Origin of the sequence: Proteiniphilum sp. UBA1028 (assembly GCF_002316955.1) — a bacterium.
GTDB lineage: Bacteria > Bacteroidota > Bacteroidia > Bacteroidales > Dysgonomonadaceae > Proteiniphilum.
The window spans coordinates 23,824-48,680 of record NZ_DCEN01000002.1 but is presented as its reverse complement, the minus strand read 5'-3'; the positions used below and the strand labels follow the sequence as shown (position 1 = coordinate 48,680).

Annotated in this window: 11 protein-coding genes; all 11 read left to right on the top strand. The window is 43.0% G+C overall.

Going from position 1 to position 24,857, the window contains the following annotated elements:
- The first annotated feature begins 33 nt into the window (after positions 1 to 33).
- Positions 34 to 1,536 carry a pectate lyase family protein gene (locus B3Z75_RS00185; protein WP_294066342.1) on the top strand — a complete coding sequence of 501 codons (1,503 nt, stop codon included), beginning with the start codon at positions 34 to 36 and terminating at the stop codon, positions 1,534 to 1,536.
- Positions 1,537 to 1,554: 18 nt separating this feature from the next.
- Complete coding sequence (locus tag B3Z75_RS00180) at positions 1,555 to 3,801, top strand: fasciclin domain-containing protein (protein ID WP_294066339.1); 2,247 nt, start codon at positions 1,555 to 1,557, stop codon at positions 3,799 to 3,801.
- Positions 3,802 to 3,831: 30 nt separating this feature from the next.
- Complete coding sequence (locus B3Z75_RS00175) at positions 3,832 to 7,086, top strand: SusC/RagA family TonB-linked outer membrane protein (protein ID WP_294066336.1); 3,255 nt, start codon at positions 3,832 to 3,834, stop codon at positions 7,084 to 7,086.
- A gap of 15 nt (positions 7,087 to 7,101) precedes the next feature.
- Positions 7,102 to 8,646: a RagB/SusD family nutrient uptake outer membrane protein gene (locus B3Z75_RS00170; RefSeq protein ID WP_294066332.1), complete on the top strand. Its 1,545-nt coding sequence runs from the start codon at positions 7,102 to 7,104 to the stop codon at positions 8,644 to 8,646.
- 7 nt (positions 8,647 to 8,653) lie between these two features.
- Positions 8,654 to 10,450: a DUF5108 domain-containing protein gene (locus B3Z75_RS00165; RefSeq protein WP_294066329.1), complete on the top strand. Its 1,797-nt coding sequence runs from the start codon at positions 8,654 to 8,656 to the stop codon at positions 10,448 to 10,450.
- Complete coding sequence (locus B3Z75_RS00160; protein ID WP_294066325.1) at positions 10,447 to 12,105, top strand: fasciclin domain-containing protein; 1,659 nt, start codon at positions 10,447 to 10,449, stop codon at positions 12,103 to 12,105. The genes B3Z75_RS00165 and B3Z75_RS00160 overlap by 4 nt, the downstream gene beginning before the upstream one ends.
- A 20-nt stretch (positions 12,106 to 12,125) precedes the next feature.
- Complete coding sequence (locus tag B3Z75_RS00155) at positions 12,126 to 15,272, top strand: SusC/RagA family TonB-linked outer membrane protein (RefSeq protein WP_294066322.1); 3,147 nt, start codon at positions 12,126 to 12,128, stop codon at positions 15,270 to 15,272.
- 5 nt (positions 15,273 to 15,277) lie between these two features.
- Positions 15,278 to 16,885: a RagB/SusD family nutrient uptake outer membrane protein gene (locus B3Z75_RS00150; protein WP_294066319.1), complete on the top strand. Its 1,608-nt coding sequence runs from the start codon at positions 15,278 to 15,280 to the stop codon at positions 16,883 to 16,885.
- A 28-nt stretch (positions 16,886 to 16,913) separates the two neighbouring features.
- Positions 16,914 to 19,280, top strand: a complete 2,367-nt coding sequence (locus tag B3Z75_RS00145; protein ID WP_294066316.1) for a family 43 glycosylhydrolase — start codon at positions 16,914 to 16,916, stop codon at positions 19,278 to 19,280.
- Positions 19,273 to 21,420, top strand: a complete 2,148-nt coding sequence (locus B3Z75_RS00140) for a hypothetical protein (protein ID WP_294066313.1) — start codon at positions 19,273 to 19,275, stop codon at positions 21,418 to 21,420. The genes B3Z75_RS00145 and B3Z75_RS00140 overlap by 8 nt, the downstream gene beginning before the upstream one ends.
- 68 nt (positions 21,421 to 21,488) lie before the next feature.
- Positions 21,489 to 24,857, top strand: a 3,369-nt coding sequence (locus tag B3Z75_RS00135) for a DUF4450 domain-containing protein (protein WP_294066308.1), incomplete at its 3' end; no start/stop codon positions are given.

Below are 24,857 nucleotides of genomic sequence, written 5' to 3'. Positions count from 1 at the left end.
TTAAACCTTCTCATTTTAACAATACTATATATTATGAAAGCAATAAAAGACTGTTTCCTTATTCTATTGATAGGATTATTTACCTTTTCATGTGTTGACAAGAATGGAGAAGTTGATCTTTTTCCTGAAATTCCGACAGGTGAAGATGTCTCAAATGAAGGTGAAGATAACGGGGATCAAGAAGAAGAAACTAAAGCATTTCCTATTTTCCCCGGTGGAGTTCTTGCTTTTCCCGGGGCTGAAGGTTATGGTAGGAATGCTACTGGTGGGCGAGGTGGAGAAATTTACCATGTCAAGAACTTGAATGATAATGGTCCTGGGTCCTTTCGAGATGCTGTCAGTATGTCGAACAGGATTGTGGTTTTTGATGTGGCAGGAATCATAAAGCTTAGCGCAACGCCTATTGTATTAAAAAGTAATCAGACCATATTAGGTCAAACAGCTCCTGGAGATGGAGTTGTACTTTATGGCGGGCGATTATCGGCAAGTGGTGCAACCAATACCATCGTACGATACTTACGGGTAAGAATGGGGGCTGCATTTCCCAGTCAGGCAGATGCGGCAGGGGTTGCGAATGGCTCTGATATAATATTCGACCATTGTTCTTTTAGTTGGGGACGGGATGAGAATTTCTCCATCAATGGTGATGGAAAAGGCACCCCTCCTCGAAACATCACAATTCAGAACAGTATTATTGGGCATGGTCTCCAGAATCACTCTTGTGGAGGTTTGATTCAGACCGGAATAAATGATGGAGTCACTATTTTCCGCAATCTGTATATCAACAACAATTCACGAAATCCCAAGGTAAAGGGATTAAATCAATTTGTCAATAATACGGTTTACAATTGGGGTAGTGGCACTGCTTATGATATGGGAGGTGACTCTGGCGGATTATCAGAAACAACAATAGAAGATAATTATTTTATTGTTGGACTCGGAAAATCCTATAGAGGGGTGGCGCAGGCAGATGGTTCAATTGTAACTGAAGTTTCCTATCTTAATCCATCCAAGCCATTCTCTGGAGGAAATTCACAATTCAGAACATTCTGGCGGGGTAATTATTTTGACAATGACAAAGACGGTACTTTAAACGGTCGACTAATGGATTGGGAAAAAGATTGTTCCGGATCGCCTCTTTTTTTAGACTCTCGTTCAGATTTACATCCATTGATTCTAAGTCAAACAACAGCTGATAAGGCATATGAGTGGATCGTCGAGAATGTGGGAGCATCACTTCCCAAGCGTGATCAGGTAGACTCCTATCTGGTGGAGGAGCTAACCTCATTGGGTATTAAAGGTACAATCATAAGAAATGAAACAAACGCGGAACAGTTCCCCATTGGTGGTCCGGGTATCATTCAATCAGGTTCTCTGCCATTGGATACAGATCAGGACGGTATGCCAGATGCCTTCGAAAAGGAGTGGGGGTTGGATATGGATGATCCGTCTGATGCAACAAAGATTGCTATTAACGGATATACTAATATTGAGAATTATACATTTTCGTTAGAATACCCTGATAAATATAAATAATTAATTATTACTTAAAACATGAAAAATAGGTTATATGTCATGAAAATGTCGTGCTTGTTGATTGTCAGTGTCATGGTCCTATTGTCCTGCGAAAACAAGATGCTTGAACATTATGAAGAACCAGCATGGTTGAAAGGGAGTACCTGGGATGTATTAATGGAAAAAGGAAATTATTCCATTTTTCTCGAGGGAATTGAATTGGCTGGTTTTAAGCCAATTGTAGAAGGGAAGAGTATTCTTACTATAATGGCACCAACTAATGATGCTTTTTCTGGATATCTATCCAGTAAGGGGTATTCTCAAATTGGTGATATAGATAAGGATGAGTTGAGAAAGCTAATTGGATTTCACCTGCTATACTATTCTTACAACAAGAATAAGATGGTTAATTTCCGGCCGGAAGGTGATTTGGCTACTGATGAAGATAAAAATATTAACGCTGGCCTTTACTATAAGTTTAGGACAAGAAGTAGCAACAAAGTGTCCATTGAGGTAACTTCAGAGGGTAAACAGGTGACAGTTTATCATTTAGAACGCTTTGCTCCGGTGTTTTCTCACCGATTTTTTAATTCGAAAGGAATTGATGCCAAGACCAACTATGAATACTTTTATCCTGAGTCACAATGGAAAGGAGATGACGGATTTAATGTTTCTAATGCTTCAGTAGAGGAGTATGAAATTCGTGCAGATAATGGATTTATTTACACAATTGACCAAGTGTTAGATCCACTGGAAACTATTTATACAGAGATGAAAGAAAGAGAAAACTATTCTCTCTTTTTTGATCTTTACGATTCCTATAGCACATTTGAGTATGATCAGACTCTCTCGTCTGATTATGGGGAAACCATTGGGGTAGACTCTCTTTATCTGCATAAACATGGAGCATTGCCCCCAATCGCCATGGAGTGGCCTGTAACTTCATTTCAGGATATTAGCGCATTATCCTCTCAGTCTTATAGCATTTTTGCACTTTCCAATAATGCGTTGAACGATTTTTTCAACCGCTACTGGAAAATTGGAGATTATACAACACTTAATGAAGTAGACCCTTTGGTAATGAGATATATGATTGGTCAATATGTTTACGGTGGATCAATTGTTTTTCCTGAAGAGATTGTCAATCGGAAAGTGATGAATGCGTATGGCACCTACTTCGATTTCGATCCTATGTCAATTGCGGATAAGGAAATATGCATAAATGGAAGTTTTTACGGTTTGGATCATATCGATACTCCGCCATTGTTTGCATCTGTTGTTGGTCCAGCTTTCAGAGACAAGGTAAATACACCCTATTTGTATGCATTGGAAGGATCAACCTTACTCAACTCTTTTGTTTCAAGCGATGTGAGTTTTACAATGTTAATACCGAGCGAAGCACAGATTAACAGTGCAGAAATGTATCTGATGTCATATACTACCGGAAAGGTTTTACAAGAAATAACCGAAGATGGTATGGGAGAGGTGTCAGCTGGTAAGTTACAAAGTATGGTGAATATGCATACCGTTTATGGGGGTATGGGTTTAAGCTCTGCAGGTAAGAAAGTACTTGCAACCCAACTGCCGTTTAATTATTGGTATATAAAAGATGGTATGATTACCAATAATGCACTGTTTAACAGGATTATTGAGCCTGATTTCAACGGAACCTTGTTTGTTCCGTTCCAGGAGATTACCAATAACGGAGCTCCGTGGTCGAATGGAAAAGCGTATTCTTATGGGAGTGGGGAAGTCTTCTTTGAAGAAGAGGCATCAGATGGCCTCGCTTATAGAATTGCTGTTACCAACGATGCTAGATATCCATTTAATTCGTTTTCTCAATTGTTGAAAAAAGCTAATATGGTTGTGGGTACCAACATCATGGGATTATCAATGGGACGCTTTATTGCTTTTATTCCCACAAACGAAGCAATAAAAGTGGCTCTTGCTGATAACCTGATTCCTGGTATAACAAATGGTACAATAGCTTCTGACGGATCCATTTCGGCAGAGTCAATTGATGTTGGAATGCTTCAGAACTATTTGTTTTCGTATTTCCTCCGTTCACCTGAGAATGTAATTACTACTTATCCCTATCTGGGATCAGCTATGCAAAGTGGAGTCTATAAAACTGCTAGTGGAAGAAATCTGAAATATAGTGACAAAGGTAACACCATAAGTGTACAATTGGATGATCGTCAGGAAGTGAATGTGACCTCTTCATACGACTACTTTCCATTCGCATATAATGATGGAGGGTTTCATCTTATAGAGGCTATACTTTAATTCTGATTTTGAAAAATAATAATTGATCGTATGAAATTTTTAAAACTCTCTATAATAATCATTCTGCTTTTACTAGCAAAAGATGTACTTTCCCAAGAACAGATTGTAACAGGACAGGTTACTGAAATGATTAACAGGAAAGCTGAGCCGATGATTGGTGTTAACGTAAATATAATGAATGCCCAAAATAGATCTATCGGTGGGGTTGCAACTGATATAGAAGGCTATTACAGATTAAGAATACCCAGAGGAGAAGGGGATATCACTCTAGTCTTTTCGTTTATTGGAATGGAGACGCAGAGAATTAAATATACCGGTCAGAAGACCTTGGATGTTAGAATGAAATCTAGTGAAGAACTATTAGATGAAGTAGTGGTCAGCGCTCAAATGGTTGAGCGAAACGATATGGGAATTAGTCGAAAAGAGATGGTTAGTGCCACTCAGAAAATTGAAATGGAGGATATTGTTTCTCAAACACCGGTCGTATCGGTTGAAGAGGCATTGCAAGGACGTTTGGGGGGCGTAGACATCGTTATGGGCGGGGGTGATCCAGGAGCAAGGAGTTCAATCCGTATTCGGGGGACCAACACCCTCAATGCTTCATCTGATCCATTAATTGTTATTGACGGGATTCCTTATTCAACAGATATCAGCGAAGATTTCGATTTTTCTACAGCAAACAATGAAGATCTGGGAGCGTTGATCAATATTGCTCCAACCGATATCGAATCGATAGAGGTGTTAAAAGATGTAGCTGCTACTGCAATTTGGGGTACGCAAGGTGCGAATGGTGTACTATTGATAACAACAAAAAAAGGATCCTCCGGTAAGACCAACTTCTCATTCTCTTCAAAACTAACATCCAGGATTGAACCAAAGACAATCCCAATGCTAAATAGTAGCGAGTATACAGCTTTAATGCAGGAGGCAATATGGAATAGTGCCAATTACATCGGTATGTCCAGTCCCTCAAATATCTACTTGAGGCTACTTTATGATACGCCTGAAATTGGATTTGAACCTGATTGGGCCTATTTTAATGAATTCAATCAGGAAACAGATTGGCTAGGTGAAATACGAAGGAATGGTTTGATATGGGACAATAGCTTTTCAATGGGAGGTGGTGGTGATAGGGCAACTTATCGATTGTCGATGGGATATTTAACAGATAAAGGGACCACCATTGGTACCGGATTAGAAAGGCTAAACACTTCTTTGGATATCAATTACCAATTCTCAAATAAATTAAAATTCGGAGCCAATGTGACCTATTCTCAAACCGATCGAGATAATCACTGGGCTTCCACTGTGCGTACCGAAGCGTTCAGGAAAATGCCCAATAAATCACCTTATTGGATTGATAAAATTACCGGTGAACGAACTTCGCAATATTTTTCCTACCAGACTGCAGACTTCGAGGGAGAGTTCAAGGGTTCGTCCAATTATAATCCCGTTGCAATGGCAAATGAGAGTTTTAACAAGTCTTTGCAGGGTGAATCAAAGCTCACTTTTCGAATGGACTACAAAGTGGCTCCGGGTCTCAATTATTCTGGATGGGCATCTATCAATATGCGAACTTTGAAAAACAGGAAATTTCTCCCTCAGGTAGTCACTGGGGTTGTATGGACGGACAAGTATGCAAATCAAAGTACTGATGGTTCCTCTGATCAGATGGATCTGCAAACCGAGAACAAACTAATTTTTATTAAAAACTGGGAGAGAAAACACAATCTAGTGGCAACTGGAGTATTTCGTACCTCACAATCACAAAAATCAAGTTACACAAGCACAACCTCTGGTAATGCATCTTCTGGTCTTTCTGATCCTATCGTTGGTAGTACAGTAGAAGGAATAGGTTCAGGTGACACAGAAGTACGTAAAATTTCTGGAATTGGATTGTTGAATTACACTTTGATGGACCGCTATGTAGCACAGTTTACACTTACGATGGAAGGAAATTCAGCTATGGGAAGGTCCAATAGATTCGGTTATTTTCCAACCCTCGGCCTTTCATGGAACATGCAGAACGAACCTTTTCTGGCAAACTCAAAAGAATGGTTGGATGAGTCAAAGATACGCTTAAGCTTAGGGCAGAGTGGCAGATCTCCTGGTGGTTCGTCTCTCTATCTCGGGGCATTTGGCTCATTGGGTGAGTACATGGATATGTCGGCGGTTCATCCTATTAGGATACAACTCGATAAATTGAAATGGGAAACATCTACGGAGTATAATGCTGGTATGGATATAGGTTTATTTACCAATAAACTTAGATTTACGTTTGATTATTATCAAAAGCATGTTTCCGATTTGTTACAAACGGATGTAGATATTCCATCAAGTTCGGGTTATGCATCTCTAAAATATTTCAACTCGGGGGAGTTGAGCAATATTGGATGGGAATTTCGCACCGATGCAGTATTATATGAAAAAGATGATTTACGGGTAAGTGCCTATCTTAATCTGAATCGGAATATCAATAAGATTATTGAAATACCGTCAAATATGAAACAGGAAAATTACTCTTTTAACAATGGAAACTATGCTACCCGAGTGGAAGAGGGATTGCCTCTTGGTTCTTTTTTTGGTTATCGTTACGGCGGTGTTTATCAGAACCATGAATCGACTTACGCCAGAGACAGAGAGGGTAATATAATGAACGATGTGGAAGGAAATCCCATTATCATGAAAAATGGAACAGCGACCGTATATCCGGGCGATGCGATTTATGAAGATATTAATCATGACGGTGTGATCAATGAATATGATATTGTTTATCTTGGTAATTTCATGCCGGTAGTCACTGCTGGCTCCGGAATCAGTATCCGATATAAACAGCTCACTTTGAATGCTTTCTTTCATGGGCGACTTGGTCAGAAGATCATCAATGCTACGCGAATTGCTAACGAGTCAATGTATAATAAAAACAATCAGAGCAAAGCCGTATTGAGACGCTGGCGTAATGAGGGTGACGATACTGATATACCCCGTGCACTCTATAATGAAGGATACAATTTTCTGGGTTCTGATCGATTTGTAGAAGACGCATCTTTTGTGCGGCTTAAGACCTTATCACTGACATACTCAGTTCCCAGGAAGTTCTCTAGGGGTTTGGGTTTCAACAATATGAATTTTTTTGTTACTGGATATGATCTGATAACCTGGACTAAGTATACTGGACAGGATCCAGAAGTCTCCATCCCGAGCAAAGCGAACAGAATTGCTCAGGACAATGCCAATACACCTGCATCCATTAGGTTGTCTTGTGGAGTTAATCTGAATTTCTAAAAAGGAGCATAATTTATGAAGAAAATAGTTTTTGTTCTAATCGTCACTACAACCTTGTTGTTTATCAGCTGCAATGATTGGTTGGATATTTTACCAAATAATGAACAGGTTACAGCTGATTATTGGAAAGCAAAAGAAGAAGTTGAAGCCGTAATTGCATCAGGTTACTTCTATTTACGTCAAACCACACCATTCCTTATTGATTGGGGTGAATTAAGAGGGGCATCTATCTTTTCTTATAATTCAACTGAAAAAGGGAAACTACAAGATTTCCAGATTATAGCCTCATCTCCTCTATGTAGATGGGAACAGTTTTATAAAGTAATTAACATGGCTAATTCTGTGATCACTTTCGCCCCCGAAGTCCAAAATTTCGATGAGACGTATACCGTTCAGGCTATGAAGTCACATCAAACTGAAGCATATTTTTTAAGAGCGCTTTCCTATTTTTATCTGGTGCGAAATTTTAAAGAAGTACCTTTAATATTGGAATCTTATGTGGATGATTCTGCTCCATTTTCCATAGCTAAATCAAAAGAAGAAGAGATTATACAACAAATAAAGGCAGATATCACAGCAGCACTGGATCTCAATGCAGCAAAGGAGTTTTTCGATAATGATGCATGGTATGGATCAAGTAAAGGCAGAGCAACCAAATGGGCATTATATGCTTTGATGGCTGATGTCTGTTTATGGTCAGAGGACTATGGTAACTGTATTATTTATGCTGATTACCTGATTGATTCAACTTCTCCAAAGAGACCTGCCTTTATGACCATACCTGAACACTGGTTTAGTATATTTAATCCAGGTAATTCCAATGAATCCATTTTTGAGTTGAACTGGAACTATTCGGTGTTCAATCAAACATCTTACTCCCCTAGTAATTATTTTACTATTGCAACAAATGCATCATATCAATATACGCCTGCGATGGCTGAACGTTTAGTGAGTGAAGCGACAACGCTTTACGAAGAGGATAAAATTCCAGTTAGAAGTCACTTTGGCGCATACGTGACACTAGGAGAGGATGGATCCGAAAATCTGGCATATTGCATATGGAAATATAGTGGAACTGAAATTGATGATTTAACTGCTATAAGGGTGCAGCCAGATGCCAATTATATTATTTATAGAATGGCAGATGTGATGTTGATGAAAGCTGAAGCACTCATCTGGAAAGGAAGTAGTGGTTGGTCGGAAGCTTTGGAAATAATCAATCAAATCAGAAACCGCTCCAACCTTATAGATTTGGATATTTCCCTTAATGAGACAGATGAGTTGGAAATGCTGCAGTTTTTATTAAATGAAAGGGACATGGAGTTAGCAGCCGAAGGTAAGCGTTGGTACGATCTTTTACGCTTTGGCAAAAGTAATAATTTCAAATATAAGGACGATTTTATCAATTTGATAGTAGAAAATAATTCATCGGCAAATACCAGTTGGCTTCGTTCAGTTTTGAAAAACGAAAATGCTTGGTATCTGCCTATTAGCGATTCTGAATTGGAAACGAATGATTTATTGACTCAGAATCCTTATTACGATGTAACCCAAAAATAATCACAATATGAAACGAATATCTAAGCCATATACCCACAAGAGTGTGATTAATAGCAGATCCTATATAACATCATTGATGGTTTATAACTTTAATCATCCGAAGCATTTTTTCAAAATATGTTGTCTGACTATCATCCTGTTTTATGCATGTGATGATCCGTATGAAAACTCAACATTTCAGGTATATAATGTCAATCCAGTTTCAACCTACCTTGAAACTCGTTCCGACGAATTTTCAGAATGGATTGAAATTTTAAAGTACGCTGACCTTTTCAATGCCATTAATCAAGCTACTGAGGTCTTTACAGTATTTGTACCTGGCAATGGTGCTGTTGAGGAGTTTTACAAGAAACGCGGAATTAGCTCAATTAAGGATTTAAGTAAAGAGTATGCGATCAATCTGGCTAAATACCATATCATTCATGACTCTGTTGGAATTGATCGCTTTATTAAAGGAGGCAGACTTGAAGAGAAAACGTTATCCGATGATTTTCTGACTGTAACTTTTGATGATTCATCAGGAGACGGAGGATTTAACTCCGTCTACATTAATGAAGAAGCACAGGTATCGGAGTTTGCAACTCCAGTTTCCAATGGTTATGTTTACGTGATTAATAGTGTACTCAGTCCTTTAATTGAGTCAGTTTATGATAGAGTTGTAGAAAATGGTAATTATTCCATATTCAAGGGAGCCTTGGATATGACTAGTTGGGGTGATAGTCTGCGGATTATTTATGACGAAATCAAGCAACCCAATGGCTCTTTATTGAAGCAAAAAAGAGACTACACAGTGTTGGCAGTGACAGATGAGATCTATAGCAATAATGGTATCACGTCTGTGAATGATTTGGTTACATTGTTAGAAGCGGGGGATAATTTTAAAGAACCTGAAAATCAATTAAATAAATATATTGCTTACCACATTATGGCTGGTAATTATCCTCTTTTTAATCTTTACAGTTTTGATGGGATTGATCAAAAAAAATTATGGGGGACAAAATCAGAATCTGTGCTTGAGATCTCACTGGAAGATGATGGTATTTATTATATTAACTTTGGAGGAGGCGGGAACGTCAAGGCAAGTTTCGTTGAATCATTTTCCAATATATATGCAAAAAATGGGGTTCTACATCAGGTAGACGGATATCTGCCGGTTTGGCAGTCTGAGATTCCCGTAAATGTACTTTGGGATTTCTGTAACCATCCTGATATAGCAGCCTATATTGCTTCGAAAGGAACAACAGGGCAGGTTTATCAGACAGCACACGCAAGTACCGAATATAGGACGGCTATTACGACACTTCCCATTTTTAAAGTACAGATTCTAAACACTCCAGGTGCACCACTTTCTTCGTTTAATAATGTTGATTACTTCACGGCGAAAGCTAGTAATAGCTTTGCAAATGCGATGTATAAGGACTTTATGATTTTAAGTCTGGGTTACTTGGGGTCAATTGAGATGAAAACACCATTGTTGATCGCAGGGAAATATAAGGTAACATTGCAGTTCGGTTATGCCTCCTCAATGGATTTTATGAGGAAAATGTCCGGCGGCAGCAATGGTGGGGGAATGCGATTTTCTTTTGATGGAGAACATGTAACTGATTTCTCTCCAATTGCATCGGTGCCATCAAATACACTAAATGTATATCAATATGTAGTTTATGAAGATCTTGAGCTGAGTAAAACAGGTGTATATGATTTTAAGATTGTGATCTCCGATCCAAGCGCCAGCACAAATAAAAGTTTTCGCTTAATGTTAGATTATTTACAGTTTGAACCAATAATTGAGGAAATCCAATGAAAACAATAAATTATTTTCTCGTTTTAATACTTATAGTTGCAGGTTTTATCTCCTGTAACGGCGGGTGGGATGCACATTACAATTCGCAGGATAATAATGTGAACAATGAAAATGTCACCATAGTCAATTCCAATGCAGTTGACTATTTGAAATCTGAATCAGCTTATAGTTCTATGTTTGGGCTGTTTCAGGAAACAGGTGTGATTGAGCACATGCAGGGTAGAGACCAGCTTTTTACAATTATGGTTGTAAACAACAATGCTATCAATTCCGGAGTTGAAGGTAATGAAGATAAGGTATACCTTGCTAAATCACATATTTCTGATGTGGCTTTATCCCCGGAAAATTTGTCTGATGGTCAGCGATTGTTTATGTGGACAGGCAAAGCAGTGAATATTATAAAAGAAAAGGGCTTAAATGGAGCGTATCGGATTCAATTCAACAATGCCAAGGTGACAAAGGTGATAAAAACGAACGATGCCTATATTTATGAGATTGACATCTTCATCATTGCGCCGAAATCTTTGTATGAAATTCTTGAAAGCTTGGGGGATAATTATTCAATTTTCAGGGAAATGGTGTTTTCCAGAAATCAAAGGGAATTCGACAGGGATGCGAGTATACCGATTGGTGTAGATAATACTGGTAGTACTGTATATGACAGTGTCTTTATCACAACAAATCCCTATTTCACAGCACATAATTTCGACATCATGTCAGAATCACTTACCGCTACCATGTTGCTACCATCTAATGAGGTGGTAAATAATGCACTTTACACGGCAAAAGAGAGCTTAAGTACATGGGGATTAACCAGGAATGATACGATACTTGAAAACTGGATATTTGAATCAGCATTTTTCAATCAACAGTATCAGAAGCAGGATTTTATCGATAATGAAGATTTAACATCTGTATTTGGAAAACAATGGCGTACAACCGTTCAGCAGGTTAACTTGGACAATCCTGTACAGATGAGTAATGGGGTGGCCTATTATGTTGAGTCAATGAAAATACCGACCAATGTGCTCATCTATAGAATTAAAGACTATTATAAGTGGTATGAATTTCTAACAGAAAGTGACAAACAGAAATACTTTGCTTCAACTAACTTGGTGTTTGATAAAGTTGTGACCGAAGTTGCTGGTTGGTCTGGATGGCCTGCTGCTGGTTTTCCGTTAGTTGAGAATCGGGTTCTCTATTTTAATCTGGAAAATACAGAAGTACAAGAGTATACTTTGAATTTTGTACCTTTTAAGTTTTGGTCTAACGAGGATGGTTCCTATACCGCCTCATCATATTTGATACCTCCGGGTGAATATGATTTGTGCTTAGGTTTTAAGCAGAAACTTGGACACGATTTGGAGATCTCATTCAATGGTGAGCTAATCAGAACGATTACTAACACTGAACTAACCTCTACAACTTATCACTACGACCGAGGTGGGCAAGGATATCCAGAGGGTTATGATTTAAGCAAAGCTACTGATAAGAAAAAAGGTAACTATGACCGTGATGGGGGTCGGGTTGGTGTTGTCATGATTGAAGGTAATGAAGCCGTTCCCGTTGAAATTTCAATTCATGGGAAGAATGTGACCAATAATAGAACAATTCTACACCACTGGTGCTTACGTCCAACCAAGAACTGTTATTAATATTTTTGATCAAGAGGAACATGAAAAGAATAAATAGAATATCAGTAATTGTTGTAACGCTTATATTTTCAATTATTTTTTCGATTCTAGGACAGGATAAGCGAACAATCAGCGGAAGAGTTATCTCTTCACAGAATGAACCAATTGAAGGTGCTATTGTCACAATCTCTCAGGTGGAGAACGTGAGCACATTCCAGGATGGGACTTTCACTCTTTCGTATAGAGGAAACGAGTCGACACAAATATCTGTGTGGTCACCAGGATATTATTCAGTTAGTCAACCAATAAATGGAAGGGAGCAGGTTACCATTATGATGATTCGAGAAGATCAATATAAGTATAATGAATCTCTTTTGTCACCTTTTCAAATTGAAGGTGTTGATCAGCACACTACTTCCACAATGAATATTTCAAATAAAGACTTCAAGGTAGGTAGTATGAAAGTTGATAGGGCATTGTCGGGGCAAGTGCCTGGCTTACAGGTGATCCAGAGTAGTGGTATGCCTGGTGAGGGGAGCTACCTGAATATCAGGGGTATCCGATCTCTCATTAGTGAAAATGCTCCGCTGATTGTGATAAACGGTGTGCCGTATTTACCTGATCAGAAAGAGTCACAGCTGATTAATGGTTTTTCCAGAAATATTTTTCAGGCGTTTAATATCGAAAATATACAGAATATAACTGTTCTTAAAGGAGCTACTACTTCACTCTACGGTTCAATGGGGTCGAATGGAGTGATTCTGATTGAGACAGATGAAGCCAACTCAACTGACCTGGAAACAAAAATTAGCTATTATGGTCAATATGGGGTGAGCTGGAACAACCAACGACTACCCTTACTTCAGGGAATAGAATACAAGTCCTATCTATCTGATGTGGGGATGACCTATTATGATAATATGATGGAATTTTTGAATGATTTTCAGTTTTTGAGTGATCCAAATAACAGATTTCACTACCTGTATAACAATTCTACTGATTGGCAAAGTGAAATTTATAGGAACGGATTTATTTCTGACAATATGTTTAAGGTAGAAGGAGGTGATGCCATTGCAAAATACAACCTCTCATTAGGATATATGAGCGAAAATGGAACCTTGCACAACACTTCATCACAACGCTACCATACATTGTTAAATACGAATGTTTTGATCAGTCCGCAGATGGAACTATCTGCGACCTTTGGCTTAGCATTTCTAAATGGAAAATTTCAGGATCAGGGTATGATTAATCAGACAAACCCTGTTCTGGCAGCATATGCAAAATCACCTGTACTAAGTCCATATGAACATGATATTGACGGAAATGTTCTGTCTTCTTATTCATCTTATCACTTTGGGAGATTAGAGAATATGGATTTTGCAATGAGTAATCCATTGGCTATTACCCAAACATTGGATATACGTAGCCGCCAATACGATATCAATATAAAGGCAACACTGGGCTATAAAATCAGACCCAATCTTACTCTTACAGGATCAATGGGATTCTTTTATAATTACAACAAGGAGAGTAAGTTTGTTCCGGGATTAAATGATCAGGCAATACTTCCATTTTATGATCAGTTTGGGGAAGCGCAGAATACAGTTAAAGTCGGAATTGCCGAAACACGTAATCATTATTATGACCTGAATCTTCGGTATAACAATAGATGGAGTGGAGGACATGTGTTGAACTTACTGGCAGGATCACAGGCGATCGTATCTATGAATGAATATGATCTTGGAAGCGGACGAAATACGGCTAGTGATTTCTATCAAACTTTGAATAATACACAGTCAATTGGACGTTTTTTCACAGGTTATCTGGAAAAATGGAATTGGATGAATCTTTATGGACATGCCAATTACACCTACAATCAAAAGCTTTCTGCCTCTGTCAATATGTCTCTTGACGGTGCTTCTTCTGTAGGGGCGTATGGGAATCATTTTTCGGCATATCCTTCTGTAGGAGTAACATGGCTAGGAAAAGGCTGGTTGCCCATCTCTAACTCCACATATGTTAACCTGTTGAATGTGAGAGCTGAATGTGGATTGACCGGAAATAGCCGATTCTCCTCTAAGTTCGGCAAATTCTATTATTCAAATTTACCTTATCAGAACATCTCTGGTATTGTACGAGGGAATATCTCAAATACAAAATTAAAACCAGAAAATAATGTCCAACTGAATGTGGGGATTGACACCAGACTTTTTTCAAATAGATTAGATATTTCTCTAGATTTATATCACAACCGAACGAAAGATGTTATCTTTGCATTACCACAGTCATCGGTTTTTGGTACAGCCAGGTATTATGACAACTTAGGGGAAATAGAGAATAAGGGAATAGAGTTATCTTTTCAAGCATCACCTGTACGAACACCCAGTTTTGAGTGGATCGTTGGTGGTAATATCGCCCTTAATAATAACAAAGTCGTCTCACTTGGTGGTTATGATCACTTGATCACTGAATTCAGTGATGGAGCACAAATGGTTACCAAAGCTGGAGAGTCACCATATCAATTTTATGGTTTTCGTGCATTGGGAGTCTTCTCCACTCAAAATGAAGCAGAATCAGCAAATCTTAAAAATAAGAAAGGTCACAGTTTTCTAGCAGGTGACATTCATTTTGAAGATATAAATGGAGATCATATTATTGATGATAGGGATAGAGTGCTTTTAGGAGATCCTGCTCCAAAATATTTCGGAGGATTCTATACAAGGGTCAGCTATAATTCATTTGCTCTTACAGCTGAATTTACTTATTCAAAAGGGAATCAAGCCTACAATGTAGTGAGAAGAAATTTGGAGTCTCTTTCTAGTTTTGGTAATCAGAGTACTGCTGTTATGAACAGATGGAACCTGGAGGGACAGGTAACCGATATTCCCCGCGCACAATGGAATGATCCTTTAGGGAACAGCTCTTTTTCGTCTCGATGGATTGAGGATGCATCTTATATCAGAATGAAGAATATTACTTTTAGTTATGATTTTGAAAAAAGAATATTGAATTTCATTCGTTCTGGAAAACTTTACGTGTCAGGGGAAAATTTACTTACAATGACCAATTATTTAGGTCTGGACCCTGAGTTTTCCTATTCTCAGTCATCTAATATCCAAGGTTTCGATCTTGCGAAATTAATTCAACCAAGAGTGATCAAGTTCGGTGTAAATCTTCAATTCTAAATAAAATGAAAAATAATATCTTAAAATATGCTTTTCTCATATCCATCATGTCTGTGTATGCTTGTACGGATTTCTTCGACGTGACAACAGATGATTTACTGAACCATACAGAATACATTGATGAGGAGAGTGAAATGTATGCCGGATACATTGGTATTATGGCAAAAGTACAGTTAATCGGGGACAAAGCGATTTATTTGACTGATACCAGGGGTGAATTATTGGAGACCACTCATAATACACCCAGTGAGTTATACCGTATATACAACTATGAGGATAATTTGAGTGGAAATTCCTATGCTGATCCGGCTCCTTATTATGATGTGATTATTGCATGTAATGATTACCTGTTAAAATTATACGATTACAAAGAAAAGAACCCATCTTCCATTAATATGGAACATTATAAGGGTTTAATCAGTTCCACACTTAGGGTAAAAGCATGGGTATATTTAACTTTAGGAAAAATATACGGTAGGGCGCTTTGGTTTAATGATCCCTTACGTGAAAAGACAGATCTTTCCCAGTTTCCATTAAAGGATCTGGATGAAATTGTTTTGTCTTGTAAAGATCTATTGGATAAAGGTTTTGATGGTGTCAACGGAAAAATAAACATGACTTGGAAAGAATGGTTGGATCCATATACTCCTACAGCTGAAAGCATTTATCGCTATTGGGACTATACCACTCCAGAGTATTTTGCACTCTATGCTGAACTTTGCTTGTGGAGTGGTGATTATCAGACAGCTGCCAATCTTATTCTGGCGGCCATGAATGAGAAATTCGGCAGTTCAAACAGTGATGCAACAACATGGCTGCGCAATGAAAGAATGAATGGTGGTTATTCCGGAATATGGGATAGAACAACACCTTTACCTCAGGAAACAGTATCGGCAATTATTTATGACTATTCTAAAAATCAGACCAATGATTTATTGAGACATTTTGGCTCTGAATATCCAAATGAATATCTGCTTGCACCATCATCTATAGGAATGAGTCGGTTTTTCGACACAGAATTCAACCCACTAGGTGGATCTATTTCCGACAGACGAGCTGGTGCTACTTTTAGAGCCGATAATTCAGGTAATTATGTTATTCATAAGTATCGTCCAATAGGTAGTTCTACACGTCAACATGCTTATCAGGATGATGTGCACATTTATATCTACAGAGCTGCCGATCTATACTTTATGCTTGCAGAAGCTTTAAATAACTTGGGAAGATATACAGAAGCCTCCGCGTTGATCAATCAGGGAGTTAATAATTATTTCCCAAATGGAGGAGTTACATGGAAGGGATTCACTGATGCATGGACTTCTGTTACACCTACAGGATCTCGCAAATATCCGGATAAAGGAATTAGAGGGGTATTTAATCTGGGTGTTCGTCCTTTTTCAGAGGACACAAAGAAAAATGATCTGACCATTTTGGATGAGATGATGCTGGAATTTCCATGTGAAGGTAAAATATATCCATCAATGATTAGAATAGCCAAGAGATATAATGATTTTAATATTATTGCTGATCGTGTATGTCCTAAGTATAATAACCCTGACGAAATTCGGATTAAAATCTTAAACGGAGGTTATTTTATCAATTGGGAGCTATGAATATAGACTATAAGGATTTTTTTTACGGATGTTGAAGTATTTAATCATTCCATTGTGTGTGATTCTTCTTCATGTGGGTATGGCCGGTGCACAGGCACCGGCCTTTCCTACTGCCGAAGGATTCGGTAAATATATCACCGGCGGAAGAGGCGGCAGGGTCATCAAGGTGACCAACCTGAACGATTCAGGCCGGGGAAGTCTGCGTCATGCCATTGAGCAGGAAGGACCCCGTATCGTGGTATTTGATGTGGATGGGACCATTGATCTGCAGTCGAAGCTAATCATTGCAAATGACAGCATCACCATTGCAGGGCAGAGTGCCCCCGGAGAGGGTATCTGCATCAAGGGGTATCCTTTGTATGTGCAGGCCAACAATGTGATTATCCGTTTTATCAGGGCACGTATGGGCGACCTGCATGCGATTGAGGATGATGCCATGGGGGCCATGCGGGTGAAAGATCTGATCATCGATCACTGTTCCGTTTCGTGGTCGGTAGACGAGTCTCTCTCTGTTTACCGGGTGGAGAATGTGACGGTGCAATGGTGTATGATCACTCACAGCCTTTCCAGGTCGGCACACAGCAAAGGAGCCCACGGGTTTGGCGGGATCTGGGGAGGCAGTAACGCCTCTTTTCATCACAACCTGCTGGCGCATCACAGCAGCCGCAATCCCCGTTTTGCTTCCGATGGATATGCACCCGTTGATTTCAGAAACAACGTGGTCTACAACTGGGGATATAAAGCGGCATATGGTGGTGGCCGTCACGGGAGAATCAACTTCGTGGCAAACTACTACAAGCCTGGGCCAGCGACATCTCCTGAATTGAAAGCCTGGTTTCTGGATCCGGCAGAAGATGGTACCAGTGGCTATTATATGGCCGGTAACATCATGGCTGGAAGTGTTGAAGTGACCGCCGACAACTGGAAGGGAGTGGGTACCAAAAAACCGGTGATCAGAGCCACGGAACCCTATCCCTTTGCACCGATAAGGCAAGATCTCGCAGAGATCGCCTACGAAAAGGTACTTCGCTATGCCGGTTGCAGTCACCGTAGAGACTCCTACGACAGCAGAGTAATAGAGGAGGTTAGAACGGGTGCCGCAGAAGGAGGAGAATCTTACGGCGGTGGAAATAAAGGCATCATCGATTCTCAGGAGGCTGTCGGCGGATGGCCGCAACTGAGAAAGGGGGAGAGCTCTTTGGATAGCGATGGAGACGGCATGCCCGATAGGTGGGAAAAAGAGAAAGGGCTTGATCCCGCAGACCCATCGGATGCATCGCGTTTCACCCTGCATGATGACTATAGCAATGTGGAACTCTATCTCAACTCACTCGTCGATTTTGGAGGTTACCACTATTCACTCCTGAAGGAGAGCATCGATTCGCTGGTTGTGAAGCAGTATCCTCAGAAGAAATTATCCGATTTCAGCAGAAAACTGAAACCGCTGGGGCGGATCATGGAGCTGGAAGAGTATTACGTCTGGTGTTGCGCACCCATCTTCGATGAAGAGGAGAAAGTGCATCTCTTTTACTCTCGCTGGCCGAAGAAATACGGCATGGGAGGATGGATTCATCAGAGCGAGATCGCACATGCAGTGGCTGACACCCCGGAAGGTCCCTACAGAGATCTGGGTACCGTGCTTGCACCCCGTCCCGGATATTTCGATGCCACCACTTGTCACAATCCCCACATTCAAAAAATTGGTGACGTCTACTATCTCTTTTACATGGGTAACAGCGACAAGACAGTGAACACCAAGCGTATTGGAGTGGCTACCGCCAGTTCTCTCAAAGGGCCCTGGAGGAGAAGCGACAAGCCTCTTCTGGAGGCGGGTGAAGAGGGAGCGTGGGACGACTGCAACACTACCAACCCCGCTTTTATCACCCATCCAAACGGAGAGTCATGGCTTTACTATAAATCATGGAACAAGGAAGAGTACCGGAATCAGTCGGGCCCTATCCGTGCCAACAGAAAGTATGGCCTGGCCGTTTCCGACAATGTGCCAGGTCCCTATACCCGTTACAGCGGTAATCCCGTGGTCGACTTCTCCTCGTTGGGCGACAACAAGCAGGTGGAAGATGCCTATGTCTATCGGGAGGATGGCATCTTTAAAATGTTGATGCGGGATATGGGCTATTTTGACCACGAAGTGGGACTGATCTTCACCTCCGCAGATGGAATCCACTGGAGTGAACCTGAAATTGCCTGGTTCGGTGCCGATGCCTACCTGCATGAACCACCCGCTCCTGATCACCTGAAGCGATACGGGCGGTTTGAGCGCCCCCAGATATTGATGAAAAATGGCAAACCGGCTTATCTCTTCTCTGCCATGCAGGGAGGGAGATATGAGACTTCTTCCGGGTTTGTATTTAAAATTACATCCGACTATGAATAAATTTTCTCGAACATGGCAGTTTATAATACTGCTCCTCGCCGCAGCGGTTTGTTCCTGCGGAGACAGTCAGCCCGGTAAGATTGACCGGCTTGCGCTAGTGAAGCGTAACAACCCCAGGATTACCGAATTTGAAGCGTTGTCGTCACTTTCTGTCGGTAATGGTAACTTCGCCGTGACAGTCGATGCCACGGGGTTACAGACCTTCCCTGAGATCTATGCCGAAGGGGTACCCCTCGGTACGCAGTCGCAATGGGGATGGCACAGCTTCCCCAACATCGAGGACTTCACGGCCGAAGAGACACTGAAAGATTACAACTTCAGAGGCTGGAACGAACCCTATGCGGTGCAGTTCAATGAGCCGGGCAGAAGCCAGGCTGCCGCCGATTATTTCAGGGTCAACCCCCATCGGCTGCATCTCGGTTACATCGGCTTGGAGCTGACCGACCCGGAGGGTAATATGTTGAACTCTGAAAAGTTAACCGATATGAATCAGGAACTGGATCTCTGGGAGGGAGTCATTCACAGCCGTTTCATGGTCGGTGTTGACACCGCCGTTGTGAAAACGGCCGTGCACCCCGACAAGGATCGGTTGGCTGTTTCACTTCAGTCACCCCTCATTGGTAAGGGAATGATGCAGGTGAACCTGCGCTTTCCCTATCCCACAGGAGGACATGCCGACGACGCCACCGACTGGAACATGCCGGAGAAACATCGAACCGAAATAGTTGCACAGGATGAGCATTCCTACCTGCTGAAAAGAACACTCGATTCCACCGTCTATTATGTCGCTCTCCAATTTGAGGGTGAAGCAACCCTTACCGAGAAAGGAGCACATTACTTTGTGCTCACACCAGGCAGCGACTCGTTTGCATTTACCTGTACCTTTACAGAGAAATTACCGGAAGCCGATGCTGTACCTGTGCAGGAATCGTTTGAGGCTTCGTCGGACTACTGGACTGCTTTCTGGCAAAATGGCGGCGCGGTCGATTTCTCGAAAAGCACCGACGAGCGCGCAGCAGAGCTGGAACGGCGTGTCGTGCTCTCGCAATACCTGATGGCCATCCAGTCGGCAGGCATCTATCCCCCACAGGAGACAGGGCTGACCTACAACAGCTGGTACGGCAAGTTTCATCTTGAGATGCACTGGTGGCATGCCGTTCATTTTGCCTTGTGGAACAGAACGGAGTTGCTCGAGAGAAGCATGGACTGGTATGCCACTGCTTATCCGAAAGCCAAGGCCATTGCTGAGCGTCAGCAGTTTGAGGGCGTACGCTGGATGAAGATGACCGATCCCTCGGCAACGGAGGCCCCTTCGAAAGTGGGCTCCTTCCTTATCTGGCAGCAACCCCATTTCATCTATATGGCTGAGCTGATCTATCGCAACAACCCGACGGAGGAAGTGCTTGAAAAATATGGTTTCTTAGTCGAAGAAACCGCGGAATTTATGGCCTCCTTTGCGACGTATGACGAACTGGAAGGACGCTATGTGTTGAAAGGGATCATCCCCGCCCAGGAAACATTGCGTGCTTCGGAAACCATCAATCCGCCGTTTGAATTGTCCTACTGGCATTATGCCATGTCCGTGGCCCAGCAATGGCGGGAACGTGCGGGACAGAAACGCAAGCCGCAATGGGACGAGTTGATCGATAAGCTCTCACCCCTTGCCTACAATTCCGATGGTCTTTATCTGGCATCGGAGGATGCAACAGACACTTACAAGGATATCCGCTTCACCTCCGATCATCCGGCGGTACTGGGTGCACTCGGCATGATGCCCGAATGCAAGCTGGTGCGTCGCGATTACATGCAGAATACACTGAACTGGATCTGGGACAACTGGAACTGGGGCAAAACATGGGGATGGGATTACCCGATGACCGCCATGAGTGCTGCCCGTCTGGGAGATCCGGAGAAAGCGGTGGGTGCCTTGCTGATGGATAAACGGACCAACACCTACCTTGTGAACGGTCACAACTACCAGGATGCGCGTTTACGTGTCTATCTTCCTGGTAATGGGGGGCTGCTCACTGCCGTGGCCATGATGTGCGCCGGCTGGGACGGTAATGAAAAAAACACCCCCGGTTTCCCGAAAAATGGAAAGTGGAATGTACAGTGGGAAGGTCTGGCTCCCATGCCCTGATTATTCATTGAGCCGGGGAGAGAGAATCTGGTCGTCGTGCCGGAGAGCCCGTTAAAATATTGATGTTTATGAGAACGCTTATTTCGTTGTTGCTGCTGTTTATCGTTGCTATTTCTATGGAGGCTCAACCGATGGGCTCCTGGCATGACAAGGAACGGGAATTGAGATATACTCCCGAAGGAGAGGATTTCGTGATCGTGAACGGTGACCGGAAGTTTAACCGGGCACTCTACGGAACCAATACGGCATTCAGGATCGAAACCGGCGACCTGCCTGAATTTGGACTCTTTATGCCGCACATGGGTGGTAACATCCAGCTGGGGATCCTCTCCGGAGGGAAGAGCCTCTGGCTGAACGATGCAGAATATGTGAAGTCTGTCTACAGAGCCGGAAGCCGTATCTATGAGATCAAGGATCCGCTGTTGGGTTCCGGCAAGCTGACGATCACCGCACTGGCACTGGCAGATGCGGAGGGGATTATCCTGCGGGTAGAGGCGAACGATGTCCCTGAAGATGCCACGCTCGTCACCCTCTATGGAGGAGCCAGTAACCGTCGTTTCTCCCGGAACGGAGACCTGGGGGTGGATGATCCCGATGCGTTCGCACTCAAGGCGGAGGGCTGCGAGGGCAATCGGTTCGTGATCCGTAACGAATCGTTTAGGCTGACCTATGGTGAGGGTACCCGGGGTGGTCCTCTCCATAATTGCGGTCTTTTCTCCAAAGGAACTACCCTGAAACTGGGCTCTCCCTATAGCCTCAACACTGTTTCCGCCCTCTCTCGTTCCAGCGCAACCGACAACAGACCCCTCCTCGTTGCACAATCACCTCTCTCAGGTGATGAGGTCTATATCGTTATTAAGGGGGACGACGGTAAGGTGCTGACACCCGAGATGCTGCCATCTCTCTTTGAAGAGGCCGAACAGAAACGGCGTCTTATTGCAGGCACCGTAAGAATTAATACACCCGATCCTTATTTCAACCCCCTGGGAGGGGTGCTCAGTATCGCGGCCGACGGGATCTGGGATGAGGAGACAGCAGTATGGCAGCACGGTGCCGTGGGTTGGCGTATGCCACTGAACGGCTGGCGAGCCGCCTATACCGGCGATGCCATCGGGTGGCACGACCGGGCCAGAGAACATTTCAACGGATATGCTGCCTCACAGGTGACCGGTGTGAAGCCGGTGATAGCACACCCGGCGCAGGATACAGTGTTGAACCTGACCAGGGCGGAGAAAAGGTGGGGTACACAGATGTACAGTGACGGATATATCAGCCGTAATCCCCGCAACAACAGCCAGATGCACCACTACGACATGAACCTGGTCTATATTGATGAACTGTTGTGGCACTTCAACTGGACGGGAGACATGGACTATGTGAAGGAGATGTGGCCGGTGCTGCAGCGTCACCTGGCATGGGAGAAGCGCAACTATGATCCCAACGATGACGGACTCTACGATGCCTATGCTTGTATCTGGGCCAGCGACGCATTGCAGTACAACAGCGGTTCGGTTACCTACTCCTCAGCCTACAACTACCGGGCGAACAGGATGGCGGCAATGATTGCCGAGAAAATCGGAGAGGATCCGAAACCTTACAAAAAGGAGGCAGAGAAGATACTGAAGGCAATCAACTCCACACTCTGGCTCCCTCATAAGGGGTGGTGGGCAGAGTACAAGGACCTGATGGGAGCACAGATGATCCATCCCATGGCAGGGCTCTGGACGGTGTACCATGCTATCGATTCAAGGATTCACACTCCTTTTCAGGCTTACCAGGCTACCCGTTATGTAGATACGTCGATTCCCCGGATACCGGTCAGGGCACGTCGACTGGAAGATGAGGGCTATTACACCCTCTCTACCACCAACTGGTTACCCTACTCCTGGTCGGTGAACAACGTAGCCTTTGCCGAAGTGGGACATACCAGCCTTGCCTACTGGCAGGCAGGCAGGAGCGAAGAGGCATTCCGGCTCTTCAAAAGCAACATATTGGATGGCATGTACCTGGGAGCTAGCCCCGGTAACATCGGACAGGTCAGCTTCTATGATGCTGCCAGAGGAGAGTGCTATCGTGACTTCGGTGATCCCGTGGGTGTCTATTCGCGCACACTGATTCAAGGGTTGTTTGGTATCCTCCCCGACGCGATGAATGAGCGGTTGGTGATCCGTCCTGGGCTTCCTGCCGACTGGGACTACGCCTCCTTAGAGACTCGCGACATCGCGTTTGACTTCAGGAGAGTAGGGCAGACCGACCGATACAATATCAAGTCCTCATTCACCAGGAAGCTGGCACTGACCCTTCAGTTGCATGCCCCCTACGACCGGATTGGGTCGATCACCGTCAATGGGCGCAAGGTGCAGTGGAACAGGGAGGAGTCGGTGGGTGCACCGGTGATCGCGATCTCTTGTGGCTCCTCAGATGAATATTTGGTGGAGATTGACTGGAAAGGAACAAAAACAGCCACCACTGCTGTCGAGGCAACGGCCGTGCAGAACGAAGTGATGGAGATTCCCATGGACAACAACGTTCGGGAGCTGTACGATCCGCAGAAAGTTCTAGAGGGAGCGACGACCAGAGGCAACATCATCCGGGGCACCGTAAGGGGTGAACCGGGTCACCGCACACTCTTTGCCCGGGTGAAAGAGGGTGAGATGGAGTGGTGGAGGGCAGTCGACATTGAGGTGATAGATCCTTTTGAGCTGACTTATGACCCCGAGGATTCACTGCTTAGCTTTCGGATACGTAACCAGCTTCACAGGGAGGCCAACCTGAAAATAAGGGTGAATGGTGAATTACTGGAAAGTGAATATGTGCTTTCTGCCGGGGCTCTTTCTCCGCGGTTCGATGTGCCTGCAGGTATAGCCCGTTTCGGTACCAACAGAGTGGAGCTGCTACAGAACAACGAGATCCTCCTTGCCACATCGATCGTCAACTGGAACCTGAAGAATAAAAAGCAGGTATATGAAACCATCCCGATGGATAGTTATATGAATGCGTCGGTACACCAGGTCTTTACCAACGAGTACCTCTCTCCCAGGCCACCCTTCACCACCCTTCAGATACCCAAGCAGGGAATTGGTGAATGGTGCCACCCCAGTCTCACCGCTGCAATCGACGACAGTGGACTGAGAAAGGCCAGTCGTGGAGGAATCTTTGAAACTCCATTTGGAATACCTTTCCGGACACCGTCCGATGATGCGGCGAACATTGCTTTCACGTCGCTGTGGGACAACTACCCCTCGGCGATCACCATCCCCCTGGCGGGAAAAGCATCCCATGTCTACCTGCTGATGGCCGGCTCTACAAATCATATGCAGGTGCATGTGCCCAACGGGGAGGTGATGGTCACCTATCGTGATGGTTCTGTGTCACGACTGGAGCTCCGCAATCCGGAAACATGGGTCCCCATTGAACAGGATCTCTTTGTAGATGAC